Raw genomic sequence first — 19104 nt, 5'->3', positions numbered from 1 at the left:
AACAAACTGGTTTTACTTTGCGCCCACAAAAGTAGAGATATTCTAAGTAAGCTTCTTCACCCGCATCGTTCGCCCCCTATGTTTACAAATTTAGAACACCTCGGCTTAGCCGTACACGACCTAGAAGCCGCCACTGCGCTATACACTATTCTCTTAAACCAAGAGCCGTACAAAAAGGAACATGTAGCCAGCGAAGGGGTAGATACGGTCTTCTTTCGGGTGGGCGGCTCTAAGATTGAGTTATTAGCTGGTACCACGCCCGATAGCGCCATTACGCGCTATCTGAGCAAGAAGGGCGAAGGCATTCACCACGTAGCGTTTGAAGTGGCTGACATTCGGGCGACGATGGCGCGGCTAAAGGAGCAGGGCTTCATGCTCCTGAATGAGGAGCCCAAGCGCGGTGCCGACAATAAACTAGTGTGCTTCGTGCATCCGAAAAGCGCGGCCGGCGTATTGGTAGAGCTGTGTCAGGAGATTGTCTGAGCAAGCAAAACGTTATTCTGTCCTCCATTTACTACCTCCGTGGCCAATTTTCAACAAGAAGTAGAAGCTGCCGTCGAGGCGTTGCTCTTTCAGCAAATCATCCTGTATCCGACCGATACAGTGTGGGGAATCGGCTGCGACGCCGAAGTGCCACGTGCCGTAGAGCGCCTCTACAAGTTAAAGGAGCGCCCCGAAGGCAAACCCAGCATTGTGCTGGTTGCTGACTTGGATATGCTGCGCCACTATACTGCTGAGGTGCCCGCTGGGTTGGAGCAAGCTATAGCCGAGCAAACCCGCCCCACTACGTATATTCTTCCGGCCAATCATCGGTTGGCCTCACAGCTATTGGGGCCGGATGGCACTATAGGCTTGCGAATTCCACAGGATGAGTTTTGCCACAAACTGGTGCGCCGCCTCGGTCACGGTGTGGTTTCTACCTCCGCCAACCGGGCCGGGGAGCCCACGCCGGCTACCTACGCCACCGTTGACCCAAAGCTTGTGCGTGCCGTGGACCACGTGGTAGGCTGGCGGCAGGAAGATGTGGGCAGCACCGCGCCTTCCCGAGTGGTGCGTTTTGGCGCCGATGGACAGTTGGAAGTGGTGCGCGAGTAGAGGCTCAGGCCACGAATTTGCCCCCCAGCCAACGTGGGAGTGCTACCTTTGCGGCATAAAATGCCCCCAGTACTCTTATGAAGTCTCCCGAGCTACCCGACCTGCCTATTTTTCGAGTTATTGCCGATGCCGCCGGTGAGTTGAATTTTCCGGCCTACGTGATTGGCGGCTACGTGCGCGATTTGGCCCTGAATCGGCCCAGTAAGGACATCGATGTAGTGTGCGTGGGCGACGGAATACAGTTGGCGCAGGCCGTGGGCAAAAAGCTGCCCGGCCGGCCTCGCGTAACGGTGTTCAAAAACTTCGGCACGGCCATGCTGCCTACGCCGGAGGTAGAAATTGAGTTTGTGGGTGCCCGTAAGGAGAGCTACCGCAGTGAGTCGCGGAAGCCGGAAGTGGCGGCTGGCACGTTGGAAGAGGACCTAGCGCGGCGCGATTTTACCATCAACGCCTTGGGTTTGAGTCTGAACCCGGATGATTTCGGGGCGCTGGTAGACCGCTACGATGGCATGGGCGACCTCAAGCGCAAAACCATCCGCACGCCCCTCGATCCGGATATTACTTTCTCCGACGACCCTTTGCGCATGATGCGCGCCGTGCGCTTTGCCACCCAGCTCGACTTTGACATTGAGCCGGATACCTACGACGCCATTGCCCGCAACAAAGAGCGTATCCGCATTGTATCGCAGGAGCGGATTACCGATGAGTTGAACAAGATTATATTAGCCCCCCAGCCTAGCTACGGCTTTAAGCTGCTGTTTCAGACAGGCTTGTTGCAGCTTATTTTTCCGAAAATGGCCTTGCTGCAAGGCGTAGACAAAGTAGGCCAGCACGCACACAAAGACAATTTCTACCACACCCTACAGGTGCTCGACAACGTGGTGGCGGCCGGCGGCGACCTGTGGCTGCGCTGGGCTGCCATTCTGCACGACATTGCCAAGCCCGCTACCAAGCGCTTCGACCCCAAAGTAGGCTGGACGTTTCATGGCCACGAAGACCGCGGGGCGCGCTGGGTGCCTCAGATATTCACGGAGCTGAAGCTGGCCATGGGTGAAGAAATGCGCCAGGTACAAAAGCTGGTGAAGCTGCATCTGCGCCCCATTGCCCTGGTCAAGGAAACCGTAACCGACTCGGCTGTGCGGCGGCTGTTATTTGAAGCCGGCGACGACATCGACCGCCTCATGCTGCTCTGCCGGGCCGATATTACCAGCAAAGACCACCAGCGGAAGGAGCGCTACCTGCGCAACTTTGGCGTGGTAGAGCAGAAGCTGAAAGAGGTAGAAGAGAAGGACCACCTGCGCAACTTCAAGCCGGTGATTACCGGCGAAGTCATCATGGAGACTTTCAATCTGAAGCCTTCCCGCGAAGTGGGGGAGTTAAAGGAGGCCGTACTGGAAGCTATTCTGGATGGAAAGGTGCGGAACGAGCTGGAGGAGGCGTATGATTTCTTACTGAAGCTTGGAAAAGCAAAAGGGCTGACTCCGGTTCAGCCCTCAGCTCAGCAGTAGCTGTTTATACACTGCGATTAAAAGTTTCAGGGCCAAGCGGTTCGCACTCAATTGAATGCGGACCGCTTGGCCCTGAAACAAATGTGAGGAAGCCTCTACCACCAGTTGCAGCTCGATGGTAGAAAGACTTCCTCAGGGTCCACCTTTCACTCACTTTTAGACCCTATACTTTGTTCACCTTTGTTCACCGCAATAATAGATGGTGATTGTGAAGGCAAGGTTGCCCGGTTGTCACGTTTTTGTTGCGCAGAATTAGCGGCTCGCCTACATGCTTGGTAAAAAAGCCCCCCGGTTAGGTGCTGGGGGGCTTTTTTACTCGTTAATGCGGGTGATGCGCGAGGCACCTACGTCGCTCACTTTCACGCTGGCAGGGTTGCCGCTGTACTCAATCACGCTGGCACCTACGGCATCAGCACGAAGCGACTCCTCGATCCGCAGGCGGGCCTTACTCATGCCAGCCAGATCAACATCGGCCGAGCGGGCAGTGAAGCCGGCTGCCGCAAGCTCGCAGGCTCCGGCACCATCCACTTCCAGCGTCTCGGCGCGGCCTTGCAGCGTAGTGCGGCAGGCACCGGCCAAATCCAGATTCAGGGTGCGATAGTCGCCATTCAGCCGTAAATGGCTGGCGCCGGCCTGGTCCACTTCTAGGGTCGATTGATTCGTGAAGCCCGATACGTCGGCTCGAACGGCTCCTGCTAGAACTAGCTTGTCCAAGGCAGGCATCTCAATGGTAATCAGCACCTTTTCGCGGTTTGTATCACGGCCCCAGTTGCCACCAAAAAGCGAACGGTTGCGGTTGCGTACTAACAGCTTATTGCCTTCGCGGTCTACTTTCAGATCACGCAATTCCCGCTCTGGACCAGCAGCCGTCACCCGAAAGGTGTCGCCCGGCCGAATAACTGTCCGGTAGGAACCAGCCACGGTTACTTCGCGAAATCCGTCCTGGTTATACGTCTCACGGCCCGAGCCATAGTCATCGGCGTTGGTGGAGAAGCTAGGCGCGCCGCCGTAGTCCAGCGACACGTTTGTGTCGCCGGTTTCTTCGTCTTCATCAATGTCGATGTTGATTTCACCTTCCTCGTCTGTGTTCTCGTCCTCGTCCGTAGTTCCGTGCAGATCTTCTTCTGTGCAGTCCACGCACTCGAGTTCGTTGCCTTTTAGGCGGTAGAGGTGTTGCTCCACGTTCTCGGGCATGTCATTGTCGACGAAGTTGTCGCTGCCGAGCCAGTGCGCAGCGCCTTGGCTCAACCGAATGGTCCGGTTGCGCGGCAATTTGAGTGTCACGTTCACTTCCTGATCGCGGAAGCGGGCGGTTGGGCGAAAAGTAAAGTGGTCATCGAAGCGCAGGGTGGTGTCGTTCACCTGGCGTACGTTATACGCTACACTGCTAAGGGCCGTCTGGCGGGCTTCTTCCTCGGTAGCGCCTTCAGCCCGGAATGTTTTGTCAACTGAAACAACCTGATTGCTGTCTACGGCGGCTATCTGCGCGTTCACCCACTGGTCGTGGCCATTGTCGGTTCCTCGGATATCCAGATAGATATTGGAAGCGCGCAGGGTTGGAAAGGCCTGATTTTGAGTTACGTCGGCTTCTTCCTGGAAATCATGGCTGATGCGGGTGGCACCAATGGAAGTACCCACTACACCCAGCAACCACAGGCCGAGCAGCGTCAGACCAACAGTGCGAGTAAGAATGGAGCGGCGGAGCAATAAACCCAGGCCGCCTAGCAGCAACGCAAGAGCAGGAATGGCAGCGGTCAGATAGAAGGCAAACATTGCCCATACTGGAACGCCGTTGAGGAAGACGTGAGCTGGAATGTCACCTGTCATGAAGCTGTTCGTAGCTGGAACCATGCCTAGGCCGATACCCAAGGCTATTGTGAGGCCCAGCAGCATAGAAAAGCCGATTATCACGAGCAGAATCCCGGCAAACACACGAATCAGGGAGCCGAGGAAGTTAACCAGCGGACGGAGGTTGCGGGCTAGCTCTTCCAAAAATGTTCCTACCTGGCGGCCGCTCCCTGTTGTGCCGCCAGCTTCAAAAGCGTTGTTGCGCAGGCTATTGTCGATGCCGGAGAGCGTTACCGCGTCGCCGCGCATCCGCATCTTTTCAGATACGGTGCGGGCTTCGGGTATCACAATCCACAACAACAGGTAGAGCAACAGGCCAAAGCCGGTAAACAAACTCAGCACAAACAGGATGCGGATGAGCGTGACGTCGGCTTTGAAGTAAGCGGCCAGACCGGACGATACGCCACCGATTTTACCGGTATCCGTGTCGCGGAAGAGCTTCCGTTCGCCGGCTGTCTCGCCGATTCCCACGGGATCGGGCAGGTCGTTGCGCTTGGGCAGCACGGCCCACAGAATAACATAGGCCAGAATGGTGAAGGCAGGCAGCGCACCCACAAAGTCGCCGATAACTACCGAGAACAGGGAGGCCAGTGCTATCAGCCGGATCCAGACGGCATTGATGCCGAAGTAGTGGGCCAAGCCGGCGCATACACCAGCTATCTTTTTGTTGGCCACATCGCGGAAAAGACGACGGGGTTCGGCATCATCAGCGGCGGCGGTAGCGGAAGCCGCCCCAGCACCAGCGCCAGTGGTATTATAAGCGTACTCGGGGCGAGCGTAAGTGCCAGCAGCCGTACCGCTATTTACGGCGGAGGCTAACAGCTCTTCGTCGTCCTCGGCATCGTCGGCGGCTTGGAAATCGCGCACCCGGCCCATTTTGGCGGTCATGGCCTCTACATCCTCCAGCGAAATAATTTGCTTGGTAGGGGAGAGACGAGCCACGAATAGCTCGGCAATGCGGCTTTCAATGTCGGCCACGATTTCCTCGTGTCCGCGGTAGCCGCTGAAGTGGGCTTTTACCTCCGCTAGGTAGCGGCTGAGTACGTCGTAGCCATCTTCCTCGATGTGAAAGATGATGCCCTGGAGGTTGATACTGATGTTCTTTTTCATCTCAGTGCTGCAAGTCAGGAAAACTTCGAAAGAAAGGTGGAAGCGGCGCTACTGCTGCGCCGGAGCAGTGCCGTTCACATGCGGCTTTTGGCGAATGATGCGGATAGAGTCGGCGACCTCTTCCCAAGTCAAGCGCAGCTGGTGCAAAAACTCCAGACCAACGGAGGTTAGGGTATAATACTTGCGCGGTGGTCCTGACGTGGACTCCTTCCAAGTATAATCAAGTAAACCCGCATTTTTTAGTCGGGTCAGGAGCGGATACAGCGTGCCTTCCACTACGATCATGCGAGCGGAAGTTAGCTCTTCCAGCATATCGGAGGCGTAGACCTCGCCGCGGGCGATAATTTCCAGAATGCAGAATTCCAGGATGCCCTTCCGCATCTGCACTTGGGTGTTCTCTACTTTCATGGGCTTGAGGCAGATATCGGTGAAGAATGAGTCAAAGATAACAGAAGGTACTATGTAACGCAAGGTACTTGTCAAAATAATTTTTGTGAAGTACTCTAAGGACAATTTTTATAGAGAGAAAAGGCGAGTAAAATGAAAGCAAAAAGCCCCGCCTGGCATCTTGGGGGGCTTTTTTGGATATCAATTATTTCTTCGCAGCAACTGAAATAAAAAATAAAGGGCTTTCGCTGACTAATAAAAATCAGGATACCAGATGAATTCAAATGGTAGCGCTTGCCCTCATGCAGTAGCTTATGCTTGGAAGCGGAGGATTGGAAATTGGCCTTGTGCGCATTTATCGCGCTCAAAAAAGCCCCCCAGCCATCGCCCGGCCCGATTTATGCGGACGTCGCAGACACTATTAGCTCGATTAAACCAGCAGACGCACTAGAAATAAGTAACTTGCGCTGCTGCTGCAATTATTCGTTTTCCCCTACTTTATTCTATGCTGCACTTCTCCAAAGTAGTCCCTTTGCTGATTGGCTTGGGGCTGAGCTTGGGCGCGGCGCCCGCCGCGTGGGCACAGTCGAACGATGCCACTCCCAAGTACAGCAATGAGTTCCTCAATATTGGGGTAGGCGGTCGGGCCCTCGGCATGGGCAATACCCAGGTCAGCATTGTGCAGGATGCCACCGCTGGCTACTGGAACCCAGCCGGTCTGCTCGATCTGAAAACTAAATACGACGGTGTGCTCATGCACTCCGAGCTGTTTTCGGGCATCGTGAAGAATGACTACGCGGCCTTCGCTATGCCGCTCGATGAGAACAGCGCCATCGGGGCCAGCCTAATTCGGCTGGGCGTCGATGATATTGCCGACACCCGCGACCTCGTGAATGAGTACGGCTACATTCAGTATGATCGAATCCGCTATTTCTCCGTGGCCGATTACGCCTTGTTGCTGTCGTATGCGCGGCGCATTGGCGCTATCGAAGGCTTGAAACTGGGCGTCAACGCTAAGATTATCTACCGCAACGTCGGCAAATTCGCCAACGCCTATGGGTTTGGCGTTGATGCAGGCTTACAATACGAGCATCAAGGCTGGCGCCTCGGCCTGATGGCCCGCGATATTACCACCACCTTCAATGTCTGGTCTATTGATGCCGATGAGTTCAAAGGATCCGCTACTACCATCGACGAAATCCCCAGCAACAGCTCGGAAGTAACCCTGCCGCGCCTCATCCTAGGTGTGGGACGCTCAATCAAATTGCCGGGCCAGTTTACCGCCCTCGTCGCCACCGATCTGGAGATGACCACCGATGGGCAGCGCAACACGCCTATTTCTACAGGCTTAATCAGTATTGATCCGCACGCTGGTTTGGAAATCGGCTACAACAACGTCGTGTTTCTGCGCGGCGGGGTTAGCAATTTTCAGAAGATACAGGCCTTCAGCGGCAAAGAGGAATGGAAAGCCCAGCCCAGCCTTGGCGTGGGCATAGCCACCAGTGGCCTCCGCTTGGATCTGGCATTGTCGCGGCTGGCGGTGGAGAAGCTGGGGCAGCGCTCCCAAACCAACTCCATTATCGTTTCGCTGGGCTACGGATTTAAATAAGAAAGTGAATGAGTACGTGGCTTTGGGTTAGCCATTCCGCCATCCGATTATTCAGCCATACAATTAGCATGAAACAACATTACAAGTTACGCTACCTGCTGGGGGGCTTTTTGGGGCTGATATTGCTACTAAGCAGCTTCCAAGCCGTCGCACAGTCAGGACCTTACGGCAACGAGTGGATAGTGCCGGGCCAGTCTTACTATAAAATCCGGGTAACGCAGGATGGTATTCACCGCCTCGACAACCAATACCTGACCCGCGCTGGCCTCAGCAACGGCACCGATCCGCGCCGCCTCCAACTCTGGCGGCGGGGCCAGGAAGTAGCCATGTATGTGGGCGGCAACCAAACCAGCCTCGACCCCAGCACCTTCATCGAGTTTTACGGCCAGCGCAATGATGGGCGTCTGGACCGCGGCATGTATAAGAAGGCCGTTGATCAGCCGCAGCCGCTGTACAGCCTCTTCACAGATACGGCTGCTTATTTTCTGACGGTGGCCCCCACAGCTACCGGCCGGCGCATGGCGGAGCCAACAGTAGCTGCCTCTGGTGGCCAGCCCTATCACTTACAGCAGCGGCAGCGTATATTTTCTAGCGAATACTCTGATATAACAGAAGGTGTGCTTGCCTATATGCCGTGGGCTAGTGCGGGAGAAGGCTTTTTGTCGGGCCAGTTTGGTCGTAACGCAGTTAATCCAGCTGATTTTGAGGTGGATTCGCTGCAGAATGTAGCCAGCAGTGGTACGCCGCACGTAGTTGTTGGGCTGGTCGGGACTAGTCCATCCATACACATCACGCAGGTATCGGTGGTGCAGCCTGGCGGCACGGTGCGACTATTAGGTACGGTAGCTAATTACGACAGCTTTGATAGAGTGAAGGCGCAGTTTCCGCTGCTGCGCTCAGATATTGGCTCTGATGGAAAAGTAAAACTGCGGTTCGAAAACACTGGCCCCAATGATAGCCGCTTCCCCCGCGACCGGTCGCGGCTGGCTTATATAACGGTGGTCGCTCCCCGCGATAATCGCGTATTCAGCGAACGGCGCAGTACCGCCTTTAGCAATGATTCTACTTTGCAGGGGCCCGCTACCTACGTGCTCGAAAATGTGCCCGCTACCCTGCGCGGCTACGATGTTACGGATGCCGCGGCAGTTCAACGAATTGAAGGCAATAGCACAGGCGGTGCCCAGCGCAGCTACGTGTTTCCGGCGGCGGCAGGCCGCACACGCAATCTGTTGCTGGTCGATGCCGCCCGTCCCAGGGTGCCGCTGCCGGCCCGCCTTATTCGGTTTCGCACGATTACGCCTGCCGCTTACAGTTTTCTGGTAGTTAGTCACGGTTCTTTAATGCGCCCCGTCGGGAATGTGGCAAACCCTGTGCGGGCCTACGCTAGTTACCGTGCCTCCGCGGCCGGCGGCCGCCACGATACCCTCGTGGTAACAAGTCAGCAGCTCTACGACCAGTTTCACTACGGTGAGAAATCTCCCCTCGCTATTCGACAGTTTGCGCAGTGGATGCTGACAAGCAACCGCGAGAAGTATTTGCTGCTTTTGGGTAAAGGGCTGGCCACAGCAGAAGGTGTACGCACTGCTGCCGGTTCTTTTTATCATCGGCAAGTGCCGGAAAAAGATGCTCCGGTACTGGATTTGGTGCCAACCAGTACCCGCTCGCCATCTGATATATTTTTTACGGCTGAGTGGCAGCGTAACCAATACGTAGCTCGCATTCCCACGGGGCGCGTATCGGCCCAAACGCCCCAGCAGGTCGTTAATTACCTCAACAAGCTGCGGGAGCATGAAGGCCTCGGGCCAGAACCCTGGCGCAAGAATCTGCTGCACATGGCAGGCGGTGCCAATGAAAGTGAATTCGCTCAGTTTCAAAGTTATGTAAACGGCTATAAAGAGCGGGCCGAGAAGCCTTGCTTTGGAGGTACCGTAGTAAAAACCTACACCCGCGACACGCCGGGCGATTATCAGCGCTTTCCGATCACCATCAATATTGCGCCGGAGCTGAACGCTGGCTTAAGCCTGATAACCTACTTCGGCCACGGCTCTCCGCTAGTCTTCGACCTGAACCTGGGCGATATCAACGACCCCAGCAACAACTATAACAACCGGGGCAAGTACCCGGTCTTTATCGTTAATGGCTGTGCCGGGGGCTTCGCTTATGGTTCTTTTACCTCTATTGGTGAAGACTGGACGCTGGCGGCTGACAAGGGCGCTATCGGATTTCTGGCTGATTCCGACTTTGGCTACGATGGTCAGCTGGATGCTTTCTGCGACCGGATGTACCAGCTGCTCTTCAATGACCCGAATTGGTATGGGAAGCCCATTGCCGTAATTCAGGCAGAAGCGAACCGGCGCTTGCAGGCAGTGTTTGGCAATAACCCGAATGGTGTTTCGCTGCTGATGAACACGACGTGGCAAGGCGACCCCGCGCTGAAGCTTTATGCCCCCGACAAGCCGGACTTTGCCACGGCTGATTCGCGCTTGCAAATTGCCCCCCAGGCACCCGAAACCACCGTTCAGGCTTCGTCGTCCCGGTTTCAGCTGCGGGTGGGTGTCAGCAATGCCGGTAGCCTCTGCTCTGGCGGCACAAGCCTGGGTATTTCCGTAACGCGCCGCTATCCGGCTAGTGCTGCCCGGCCCGCCGAGGTGCTGCGCTTCGAGGTTCCGCAGCCCCGCCGCGATACGACCTATGTTTTTGAGCTTCCAAACACGGGTAATGTGTTCGGGGAAAACGAGTTTGTGGTGGTGTTGGATCCTGATAATAAGGTAACTGAGCTAAGCGAGACGAATAATCAAGCGGCTATTAAGTTCAATTTCCTGCAAGGCGGCGTTACGGCCCTCAGCCCTCCCGAGTTTGCGATTGTATCCAGCCCGGCCGTACGCTTAATCGGGCAAAACAATGACCCCAAAGGCCAGCTGCGCTTCTATGAAATGGAGTTGGATACGGTGCCGACGTTTAACAGCCCATTGGTGCGCCGCACCACCGTGCAGGCTGCAGTTGCCCCAGAATGGAAGCCAACTTTGCCCCCCGCGGCCGGCCGCGACAGTGTAGTATGGTACTGGCGGTTGCGGTTTCAAACCAGTGGTCCTAGCGAAAACCAGGAGTGGGCCGTCAGCTCTTTCCGCCTCATAAACGGTAGCCCCGGCGGCTGGTCGCAGAGCCACCATGGGCAGTTTCGCCGCGACGGGCGCACGACCGTGGACGTCGCGGCACCTTCGGGCAAGTGGGACTTTAGCGACCAAAGTATTGGCGTGAAGCTTTCTACCCGCGGCGGAAGCACCGGCACTGGCCCTACTTTCCTCACTTCCTATGGTATTGCTCCCGAGGGAACCAGCCCGTACGTCATTAACTGTGCGCCCTCCACGCCCAATATGCTGGCGGCAGTGTTTGATGGCCTGACCCTGAAGGCCGTTCGCAACGTGCCGGGCGCATACGATTCCTGCGGCCTGAACCCTAATATGTACTATCACTTTGCCCGCGAAGGCACGGCTGATAACCTGAATACGCCTGCCCGCCAAGCCCAGCTGCTGGCTTTGCTGACCAACCTGAAACCCGGTCAGTATGTGGCGCTGGTCTCGATGAATAAGGTAAACTTCTCTGCCTTCTCACCCGAGTTAAAAGCTGCTTTGAAGGCCCTTGGCTCTCAGCTGATTGATCAGCTGCAGGATGGTGACCCGTTCGTGTTCTTGGGACAAAAGGGTCCCGGAGCCCGGCCGGCTCAGGAGCGCACGTTTGACGCGGCTAGCACCGTGGCTCGCGCTGAGCAGATCATAACACTGGACGCTTTCCTGCGCACCCGCGCCGCCCGCGGCACGATAACTTCTACCCTGATCGGGCCGGCCAAGCAGTGGGGCACGCTCTTCCATACCGTGCGCACGGAGCCGTCCGACAGCTACACGCTTCGTCTGATTGGCATCGACAAAGACGGTAATCAGCGACAGTTGAACCCTGATGTGAAGAACCGTCAGCTGGCCTTGGCTGGGGTATCGGCGCAGGATTACCCATACCTGCAACTGGTTTTACAGATGCGCGACACGCTCAATAGGACGGCACCGCAACTGAAGCAATGGCTAGTAACCTATGAGGGCTTACCGGAAGGAATTGTTCGCCGCGACTTAGCGGAAGCAAAGGACGCGAAAGTGTACGATGCTGCGACGTTGGCCCAACAGGCCATGACCCGCGGCGAATTGACCTTCCCTGTCTACTTCCAAAATGTGTCGTCCTTAGATTTCGGCCAGCCGCTTGTTGCCGAAATCACGGTGCGCGATGCCAGCAATAATGTGCGTACGGCCAAGATTCAATCTCTCCGCCCACTTAAAGCTGACTCGACGGCTACCTTCAACATCCGCCTCGATGTACGCGGTTTGTTGGGGGCCATTACGGGGCAGGTAAACGTGAATCCGCGCCTGCTGCCGGAGCAGTTCTACTTTAATAATGAGTTGATACTGCCGCCTTTCACCATAGAAGACCGCAATACGCCACCTGTGCTCGATGTGGCCTTCGATGGGCAGCATATTCTGGATGGAGACATCGTGTCGCCGATGCCCGTTATCATGGTACAACTCAATGATGAGGATAAACTTCGCGCCGTCCGCGACCCCAGCAACTTTGATTTGTTCCTGACCAAACCCGGCGAATCTATCCCAATCAAGGTGCCGATGACGGGCTCCGACGTACTCTTCACGACCGACGTGGAGAAGGGCATCGCTCGCGTAGAGTATCAGCCTGGCAAGCAAACGCCTCTACCAAATGGCATTTATAAGCTGGAAGTACAAGGCCGCGACGCTACTAATCTGGCGGCCAGTACGCAGCGCTACTCTATTCGCTTCGAGGTGATTAATGAGTCTACCATCACCAACTTTTATCCGTATCCTAATCCTATCACCAGCAAAGCCAAGTTTATCTTCATGCTTACAGGCGCCGAGTTGCCCCGCGACCTAAAAATTCAGGTGATGACGCTGACGGGCAAAGTGGTACGTGAAATAATGATGGCTGAACTCGGCCCTCTGCATATCGGCAACAACATCACCGACTATGCCTGGGACGGCACCGACGAATTTGGCGACCAGCTGGCGAACGGTACCTACCTCTACCGCGTGGTGATGGACAACCCCGGCCAGTTTGAGCGCCGCCGCACCGCCGGCGACCAAGCCTTTAAGAAGGATTGGGGCAAGCTGGTGCTACTGCGTTAGCCTCGAATATTCAAATAAAAAAGCCCTCCAGAACTTATCTGGGGGGCTTTTTTAGTAATATGCATTCGCAATTAACGCCGGCGCAAGGTTACAAAGCTGAATGGATAGGCGTGCTTCTCGTCGGGCTCATAGCGTTCACGGGTTTCCTCGCGCCATTCGGTGTGGTTGAGGTCGGGGAAGGTAACGTCGCCCTCAAAGTCGTGGTGGACTTCGGTCAGGTAAATCGTGTCGGCTGCTGATAGTGACTGACGGTATATTTCGCCGCCGCCAATAACGAAGATATTTTCATCGTGGGTTTGTGCCAGTTCTATTGCTTCGGGCACGGAATAAGTTGTTTCTGTGCCGTCGGCTTTCCAATCGGGCTGGCGCGTAACCACAATATTCTGACGCCCCGGCAACGGCTTTCCGATTGCCTCAAACGTGCGCCGTCCCATGATAATTGGGTGGCCCAAAGTCAGGGCTTTGAAGTGTTTTAAATCCTTCGGTAAGTGCCAGATAAGCTGATTATCACGACCAATAACACCATTCTGAGCTACTGCAACTACTAAAGCAATCATATAATTCTTTTGATTAACGAGAAGTAATTTCTCCTCACTCTGCTGAGTAATGTCGTGCTGCAGCAAGCTCAGCCGGATCATACTAGCAGCTTATTTACTGGTCGAAGGGCAAACGGCTATTTCTGCAATGCCGACTGATTAAAACCACGCAGAAACTCCTGAATCGGCATCCGCTTTTTACCTTCTAGCTGCACATCCAATAGATCCAGCAGGCCATTGGTCGTTTGTACGCGCAAATAGGTGCGACCGTCGGAAAACCAGGTGCCTGGATACGTGGTGGTCGGGCCGGTAGAGTCCTCATCGTCGAGGGCCTGGGCGCGAAATACCTTCAGGATGCGGCCGTCGGGCAGGGTAGTGAAGGCTGTAGGGATGGGGGAGAGGCCACGCACCAGATTCACCAGCTGGGGGGCATTTTGCTTGAAATCGAGGCGGCCGGTTTCCTTCTGAATCTTGGGCGCAGGGCGTAGCTCCCCGCTTTCCATTTGAGGTAAGCTGGGCGCGGTGCCGTCCGCAATAGCTTGCACTGTGCGCAGAGCTAGGGCCGCTCCGGCCGTTTTCAGCTTCTCATACAAGGAGCCAAAATCATCCTCGTCCGTAATCGGCACGACATCCTGAAAAATCAGGTCGCCGGTGTCAATTTCGTGGCGCAGGAAAAAAGACGTTACGCCGGTTTGCGTTTCTCCATGAATCAGGGCCCAATTGATTGGCGCCGCTCCCCGATACTGCGGCAGCAAGGAGGCATGTATATTAATAGAGCCCATAGGAGGCATACTCCACACCGCTTGCGGCAACATCCGAAACGCCACGACAACCTGCAAGTCAGCTTCTAACTGCTTCAGTGCAGCCTGAAACTCCAGATCTTTCAGATTCGTGGGTTGCAATACGGGCACGTTGTGCGCCTGCGCGGCTTGCTTCACTGCCGATTCGGCTAGCTGGCGTCCGCGCCCTGCTGGCTTGTCGGGAGCCGTTATGACAGCTACCACCACACAACCGGGCCAGGAAAGCAAGGCTTCCAGCGTGGGTACGGCAAATTCGGGCGTACCCATGAAGACGATGCGCAGGGGTTGAAGCATAATTGATTTCTCGCAGTGTTACGCAGTGAAAAAATGCAGTGTTGCGCAGTGTTCAGGTGTCAACACACTGCGTAACACTGCGGGAAATTATGCCTCAGGATACAGCAAATACTTCTTGCGCATGGCCTTGTATTGACCCAGCGCCGGCTCCCAGGTCTTACGGATTTCGGCTTCCGACTTACCCGCTATAATTTGCTGGCGCAGGGCTGCGGTACCAACCAGGCGCTCAAATCCTTTATTAAAGAAGTTCGCTTTGTCGGTGCTTTGCTGGTAGAAGTCGAGCAGGTATTTCAGCGTAAAACCGATGTCGCCGTTGGTTTGGCGCAGGTCGAGGCCGTAGCAAAGCTTACCTTTTTGGGGAGGCGCGGTGGAGGCAGGATTGGGAGTAGGCGTGAAGCTGAACGGGCGGGTAGAAGGCTGAGTAGGCGCGCCAATCACTTCGAAAGGCATAGCTGTGCCCCGGCCCACGCTCACATCGGTGCCCTCAAACAAGCACAGCGTCGCGTATAGATCGACTGAGTGCGCGGTGGGCAGGTTGGGCGAGGGGCGAACGGGCAGCTTATAGCGCGTGGCATGCGTGTAGCCTTCCACCGGAATCACCGTCAGGGAGCATTTTTTGCCCCCCGCCAGCCAGCCTTCCCCATTTATCATCTGAGCCAGCTCGCCCATAGTCAGGCCGTGAACCACGGGAACCGGGTTCAGACCGACGAACGTTTTGAACTGCGGCTCCAGCACCGGGCCATCTACGTAGTGGCCGTTGGGGTTGGGGCGGTCCAGCACGATTACCGTCTTGCCCTGCTCGGCAGCGGCTTCCATCACGTAGTGCAGCGTGCTGCTAAATGTATAGAACCGGGCGCCAACGTCCTGAATGTCAAATACCAATACGTCCAGATCCTTCAGCATTTCGGGGGTGGGCTTACGGGTGGCGCCGTAAAGGGAGCGCACGGGCAGGCCGCTGCGGGCATCGCGCCCATCCTTAATTGTCGCTCCATCGGCCTCTTCGCCCCGAAATCCGTGCTCGGGGGCAAAAATGGTTTTGACCTGAATGCCTTGCCGAAGCAGCGTATCTACCAGATGGGAGCGGCCCACCAGGGAGGTTTGATTTACGACCAGCCCCACGCGTTTGCCCTTCAGCAGCGGCAAGTAGCGGTTGCCCAACTCAGCGCCCATGCGCGGCTCCTCCACGATTTGCTGCGGCGCCGACTGCACTGCTACCGGCGCGACTGTCGTACTGGCTTCGGTGGTTGCGCTGGGGGGCAAAGTTGGCGTAGTTTGGGCTGCGGAGCAGTTGGCCATCAATACGCTCAAACTTAATAGGCCGGGAAGGAAGGTTGAATACATGCGGAAATGGGGCTAGAAAACTGGACGGGTTAGAGTAGCTTTACGGCAGTGAATATATCGCGCTACATCTCCAGTAAGATTGACGGAGCCGACTCTGGGTCGTTTACTTCGTCGGTGACAAAAATAGCCATTATCAGCATTGCCCTCGGGCTGGCTGTGATGATTGTGTCATTTTCCATCTTGGAGGGCTTCCGAAACGAGATCCAAAGCAAGATTTTTTCCTTTGGCGCGCACCTGCAAATCAGCAAGTACGACACCAACAACTCCCTGAACGCCGAGCCCATTAGCGGGCCGCGTCTTATTCAGACGCTGCGCCGCTCGCCGCAGGTAGATGTTATTCAGCCTTTTGCCCGCAAAACGGCTATTATCAAAACCAAGGAAGAGGTGCTGGGCATCGTGCTCAAAGGAATTGATGAGAAGACGAGCCGCTCGCCTATGCGCCAAAATCTGGTGGCCGGTGAGTTTCTGACCTTTCCCGATTCCAGCGCCAGCAACGACGTACTGCTCTCCCGTAAAGTGGCTGATAAGCTGCGCTTGAAGGTAGGCGACGAGGCGCTGTTTTATTTTATTCAGAACCCACCCCGCGTGCGCAAATTCCAGGTGCGCGGTATCTACCAGACTGGCCTCGACGAGTTTGACGAGGTGTACATTATCGGCGATATTCGGCAAATCCGGGAGCTAAACGCTTGGCCTGATACCTTGGTGGGTGGGCTAGAGGTAACGCTGCGCGACTTTCAGCGCCTCGACCCCGTGTCGGATAACCTGTACGAAACGCTGCCCTACGACCTAAAGTTGGATAAGATAACTGATCAGTATGCGCAGCTGTTTGATTGGCTGAAGCTGCTGAATAAGAACGTTGTTATTTTCCTGATCCTCATCATCTTCGTGGCTACTTTTAACATGGTGGCCACCATATTTATCATGATTCTGGAGCGCACCAACATGATTGGTGTACTCAAAGCCATTGGCGCTACCGACAACCAGATTCGGAGCATGTTTTTCTTTCGGGGCCTGAGCCTGACGTTGCGCGGCATGCTCATCGGCAACCTGATTGGTCTGGGTTTCTGTGCCGTGCAGTACTACACCCACCTCATTCCGCTCGACCCCGAGAACTACTACATGGACCGCGTGCCGATTCACTGGGACCTCACCATCATCATCGTCCTGAACGTGGCTACCTTCCTCACTTCACTCTTGGCCGTGCTCATCCCAACGTACCTGATTTCGCGCATCATGCCCGTAGCCGCTATCAAATTCGACTAAACTAGGTATTTCATCAATAAAAAAGCCCCCTAGCAATGCGCTGGGGGGCTTTTTTATTGATGAAATACCTAGCCACAATTTCTGTATTAGTCAAGGTGCCGGCTTTGCAGAATCAGGTTAGGATTGGGACACAACGCGGCCCACTTCTCGCGCTCCTCCAAAGGCGCCACGCCCGGAAAATCACCCTGTCGGCCCTGCATGTCAGCTATTACCTGAAAATGGAGGTGAGGCGGCCAGTCGCCATTCTCGGGGTGCGGGCCTACTTCGGCAAAGGTGACGCCGGGCTCGACCAGCATTCCCGGCCGTAGCAAAGCAACTTCGCGGCGGCCTAAGTGGCCGTAGAGGGTATAAAAAGTGGTGCCTTCCAGCTCGTGCTCCAAAATAACGGTTGGCCCGTAGTCGCCGAAATTCTCATTATCGGCCAGGCTGTGCACAGTAGCGGGCAAGGGCGACCAAACGGGCGTGCCGGCCCGCACCCACACATCGACGCCCAAGTGCAAAGAACGCGGATGCACAGTCGGGTCGCCAAACAAACCGGGGCTGCGGCGGTAGATAATACGATTCTCCAAATAGCCACCCACCCCAATCAGTCCCTCCTGAGCCTCCAGCAGCTCAGCTACTAACACCTCGAAAGCAGCGGTATCGCGCAAATCAGCCGATACTACCCTCGGATTGCGGTCGGTAAAATCGAGCCGGCATACCTCCGGGCTGTTCAGGTCGATGGGCAGCACCGGACCGAATTGCGCCTGATGCCGTTGTAAGAGTTGAGAAAGTTCAGTCATATTAATTTCGGGAGAAAATGACCGTTTATGAGGTATTTGAAAATGAAGAAAGCGTATACACGCGCTGGCTTTACCACATAAAGTCGGGCGCAAGCTAAGGTCTGAGCAGCATTAATCCCGTACTTTTGCCCCCTAGGTTTCCAAGTTCCTAAGCCCCAGTCTTCCATCCAGAATGAGCAGTCCTTACCTCACCCTCCACGTTGTCGAGCTCACCCACGAAACGCCCGACGCCGTTACGATTCACCTTGAGCTACCCACCCGCCAGCCCATTGCCTGCCAGCCCGGCCAGTTTCTAACCCTGATTCTGCCCTGCGGTCCGGGGGGCAAAAAAGAGCGCCGCGCTTACTCCCTGAGTAGCACGCCGCACGAAGCCCCGCGCTTGTCCGTCACGGTGAAGCGGGTGCCCGGAGGTTTGGTAAGCAACTATCTGCTTGATACAGTGCGCGTAGGCCAGCAGATAGAGGCCATGGCGCCGCTCGGCAACTTTACCGTAAAGCCCAGTCCCAAATCGGCTCGCTCGTTGGTTCTGGTTGGTGCCGGTAGCGGTATTACGCCTTTGATGAGTATTCTGAAATCGGTGCTGCGCGAGGAGCCTCAGAGTCATATTCTGCTCGTGTATGGCAACCGGAATGAGGAATCAGTAATATTCCGGCAGCAGCTAGCTACGCTGGAGCAGGAGTCGGGGGGGCGTTTGCAGGTCGAGCATGTGTATAGCCAGCCTGCCAATCCGGAAGCTGCGCAGCATAAAGGCCGTCTGAACCGCACGATGCTGTTGCGCATTCTGGAGCAGCGCCACCAGTTCCCGGCCGAGCAAGCCGAATATTACCTCTGCGGCCCCGATGGCCTGATGCAGGAAGCTCGTTCCGCGCTGGAGCTGCTAGGCGTTCCTGCTGCCCGTATCCATCGGGAAAGCTTTGTTGCGGCCGCCGACACTATTGAAGCTGCTGTTGCTCAGCCCAATGGGCACGGCGACGTATCATCGGCCGACGATGACGGCAAAATCGTGACCCGCACGGTAACCATCAATTACGAAGGCAGCGAATACAAACTGGTGGTTGAACCCAACCAAACGATTCTCGAAGCCGCCCTCGATCAGGATATCGACCTGCCTTATTCCTGCCAGGCGGGCTTGTGCACGGCTTGCCGCGGCAAGTGCCTGTCGGGCAAAGTACACCTGGACGAGCGTGAAGGCTTATCCGATTCTGAGATGAAACAAGGCTACGTCCTTACCTGCGTGGGTCATCCGCTGACAGCCGACGTTGTTATTGAGATAGCGTAAGGAACTAGCGAAACGGGATTTCGCGAAAATATCTCCTGTTGAGGTAGATTTGTAGTA

At 55.7% G+C, this 19104-nt stretch carries 13 protein-coding genes; 7 read left to right on the top strand and 6 right to left on the bottom strand.

What is annotated here, in order from left to right; translation table 11 throughout:
• Positions 1 to 78: 78 nt before the first annotated feature.
• The 3 genes from mce (at position 79) to IEW06_RS18185 (ending at position 2603) form a co-directional block, all read left to right on the top strand.
• Positions 79 to 483, top strand: a complete 405-nt coding sequence (gene mce / locus IEW06_RS18195; protein WP_187731452.1) for a methylmalonyl-CoA epimerase — start codon at positions 79 to 81, stop codon at positions 481 to 483.
• A 39-nt stretch (positions 484 to 522) separates the two neighbouring features.
• Entirely contained in the window at positions 523 to 1095 is a 573-nt protein-coding gene (locus IEW06_RS18190; protein WP_187731453.1) for an L-threonylcarbamoyladenylate synthase, read from the top strand.
• Between the two features lie 77 nt (positions 1096 to 1172).
• On the top strand, positions 1173 to 2603 hold the full coding sequence (locus tag IEW06_RS18185; RefSeq protein ID WP_187731454.1) for a CCA tRNA nucleotidyltransferase: 1431 nt from the start codon (positions 1173 to 1175) through the stop codon (positions 2601 to 2603).
• 312 nt (positions 2604 to 2915) lie between these two features.
• On the opposite strand, the gene IEW06_RS18180 is transcribed toward IEW06_RS18185, so the two are convergent.
• Both IEW06_RS18180 and IEW06_RS18175 read right to left on the bottom strand, forming a co-directional pair.
• Positions 2916 to 5561 carry a PspC domain-containing protein gene (locus IEW06_RS18180; RefSeq protein ID WP_187731455.1) on the bottom strand — a complete coding sequence of 882 codons (2646 nt, stop codon included), beginning with the start codon at positions 5559 to 5561 and terminating at the stop codon, positions 2916 to 2918.
• Positions 5562 to 5609: 48 nt separating this feature from the next.
• Positions 5610 to 5969 carry a PadR family transcriptional regulator gene (locus IEW06_RS18175; protein ID WP_133274623.1) on the bottom strand — a complete coding sequence of 120 codons (360 nt, stop codon included), beginning with the start codon at positions 5967 to 5969 and terminating at the stop codon, positions 5610 to 5612.
• Positions 5970 to 6453: 484 nt separating this feature from the next.
• Between IEW06_RS18175 and IEW06_RS18170 the strand changes: the two genes are divergently transcribed.
• Complete coding sequence (locus tag IEW06_RS18170; RefSeq protein WP_187731456.1) at positions 6454 to 7557, top strand: putative type IX sorting system protein PorV2; 1104 nt, start codon at positions 6454 to 6456, stop codon at positions 7555 to 7557.
• A gap of 68 nt (positions 7558 to 7625) precedes the next feature.
• Positions 7626 to 12752, top strand: a complete 5127-nt coding sequence (gene porU2 / locus IEW06_RS18165) for a putative type IX secretion system sortase PorU2 (protein ID WP_188548719.1) — start codon at positions 7626 to 7628, stop codon at positions 12750 to 12752.
• Between the two features lie 71 nt (positions 12753 to 12823).
• On the opposite strand, the gene IEW06_RS18160 is transcribed toward porU2, so the two are convergent.
• From IEW06_RS18160 to IEW06_RS18150, 3 genes are all read right to left on the bottom strand, one after another.
• Entirely contained in the window at positions 12824 to 13309 is a 486-nt protein-coding gene (locus IEW06_RS18160; protein ID WP_187734273.1) for a dihydrofolate reductase, read from the bottom strand.
• 116 nt (positions 13310 to 13425) lie between these two features.
• Entirely contained in the window at positions 13426 to 14382 is a 957-nt protein-coding gene (gene fmt / locus IEW06_RS18155; protein ID WP_187731460.1) for a methionyl-tRNA formyltransferase, read from the bottom strand.
• Positions 14383 to 14469: 87 nt separating this feature from the next.
• Positions 14470 to 15723: an exo-beta-N-acetylmuramidase NamZ family protein gene (locus tag IEW06_RS18150; protein WP_223284429.1), complete on the bottom strand. Its 1254-nt coding sequence runs from the start codon at positions 15721 to 15723 to the stop codon at positions 14470 to 14472.
• 48 nt (positions 15724 to 15771) lie between these two features.
• On the opposite strand from IEW06_RS18150, the gene IEW06_RS18145 reads away from it, so the two are divergent.
• A complete protein-coding gene (locus IEW06_RS18145) occupies positions 15772 to 16986 on the top strand; it encodes an ABC transporter permease (RefSeq protein ID WP_187731461.1) in 1215 nt (404 codons plus the stop codon).
• Positions 16987 to 17072: 86 nt separating this feature from the next.
• On the opposite strand, the gene IEW06_RS18140 is transcribed toward IEW06_RS18145, so the two are convergent.
• Positions 17073 to 17768, bottom strand: coding sequence for a peptidoglycan DD-metalloendopeptidase family protein (locus tag IEW06_RS18140; protein ID WP_187731462.1), 696 nt, complete (start codon positions 17766 to 17768; stop codon positions 17073 to 17075).
• A 172-nt stretch (positions 17769 to 17940) separates the two neighbouring features.
• On the opposite strand from IEW06_RS18140, the gene IEW06_RS18135 reads away from it, so the two are divergent.
• A complete protein-coding gene (locus IEW06_RS18135) occupies positions 17941 to 19047 on the top strand; it encodes a ferredoxin--NADP reductase (protein WP_187731463.1) in 1107 nt (368 codons plus the stop codon).
• Positions 19048 to 19104 lie beyond the last annotated feature (57 nt).

It is taken from the genome of Hymenobacter qilianensis (assembly GCF_014638675.1).
In the GTDB taxonomy this organism is placed as follows: Bacteria; Bacteroidota; Bacteroidia; order Cytophagales; family Hymenobacteraceae; genus Hymenobacter; species Hymenobacter qilianensis.
This window is presented reverse-complemented; position numbering and strand designations above follow the sequence as displayed.

Excerpts from the sequence above, each read along its gene's own strand:
- IEW06_RS18160 (WP_187734273.1), bottom strand. The coding sequence starts at position 13,309 with ATGATTGCTTTAGTAGTTGCAGTAGCTCAGAATGGTGTTATTGGTCGT.
- IEW06_RS18140 (WP_187731462.1), bottom strand. The coding sequence starts at position 17,768 with ATGACTGAACTTTCTCAACTCTTACAACGGCATCAGGCGCAATTCGGT.
- fmt (WP_187731460.1), bottom strand. The coding sequence starts at position 14,382 with ATGCTTCAACCCCTGCGCATCGTCTTCATGGGTACGCCCGAATTTGCC.
- IEW06_RS18185 (WP_187731454.1), top strand. The coding sequence starts at position 1,173 with ATGAAGTCTCCCGAGCTACCCGACCTGCCTATTTTTCGAGTTATTGCC.
- IEW06_RS18175 (WP_133274623.1), bottom strand. The coding sequence starts at position 5,969 with ATGAAAGTAGAGAACACCCAAGTGCAGATGCGGAAGGGCATCCTGGAA.
- mce (WP_187731452.1), top strand. The coding sequence starts at position 79 with ATGTTTACAAATTTAGAACACCTCGGCTTAGCCGTACACGACCTAGAA.
- IEW06_RS18135 (WP_187731463.1), top strand. The coding sequence starts at position 17,941 with ATGAGCAGTCCTTACCTCACCCTCCACGTTGTCGAGCTCACCCACGAA.
- IEW06_RS18150 (WP_223284429.1), bottom strand. The coding sequence starts at position 15,723 with ATGTATTCAACCTTCCTTCCCGGCCTATTAAGTTTGAGCGTATTGATG.
- porU2 (WP_188548719.1), top strand. The coding sequence starts at position 7,626 with ATGAAACAACATTACAAGTTACGCTACCTGCTGGGGGGCTTTTTGGGG.
- IEW06_RS18170 (WP_187731456.1), top strand. The coding sequence starts at position 6,454 with ATGCTGCACTTCTCCAAAGTAGTCCCTTTGCTGATTGGCTTGGGGCTG.
- IEW06_RS18180 (WP_187731455.1), bottom strand. The coding sequence starts at position 5,561 with ATGAAAAAGAACATCAGTATCAACCTCCAGGGCATCATCTTTCACATC.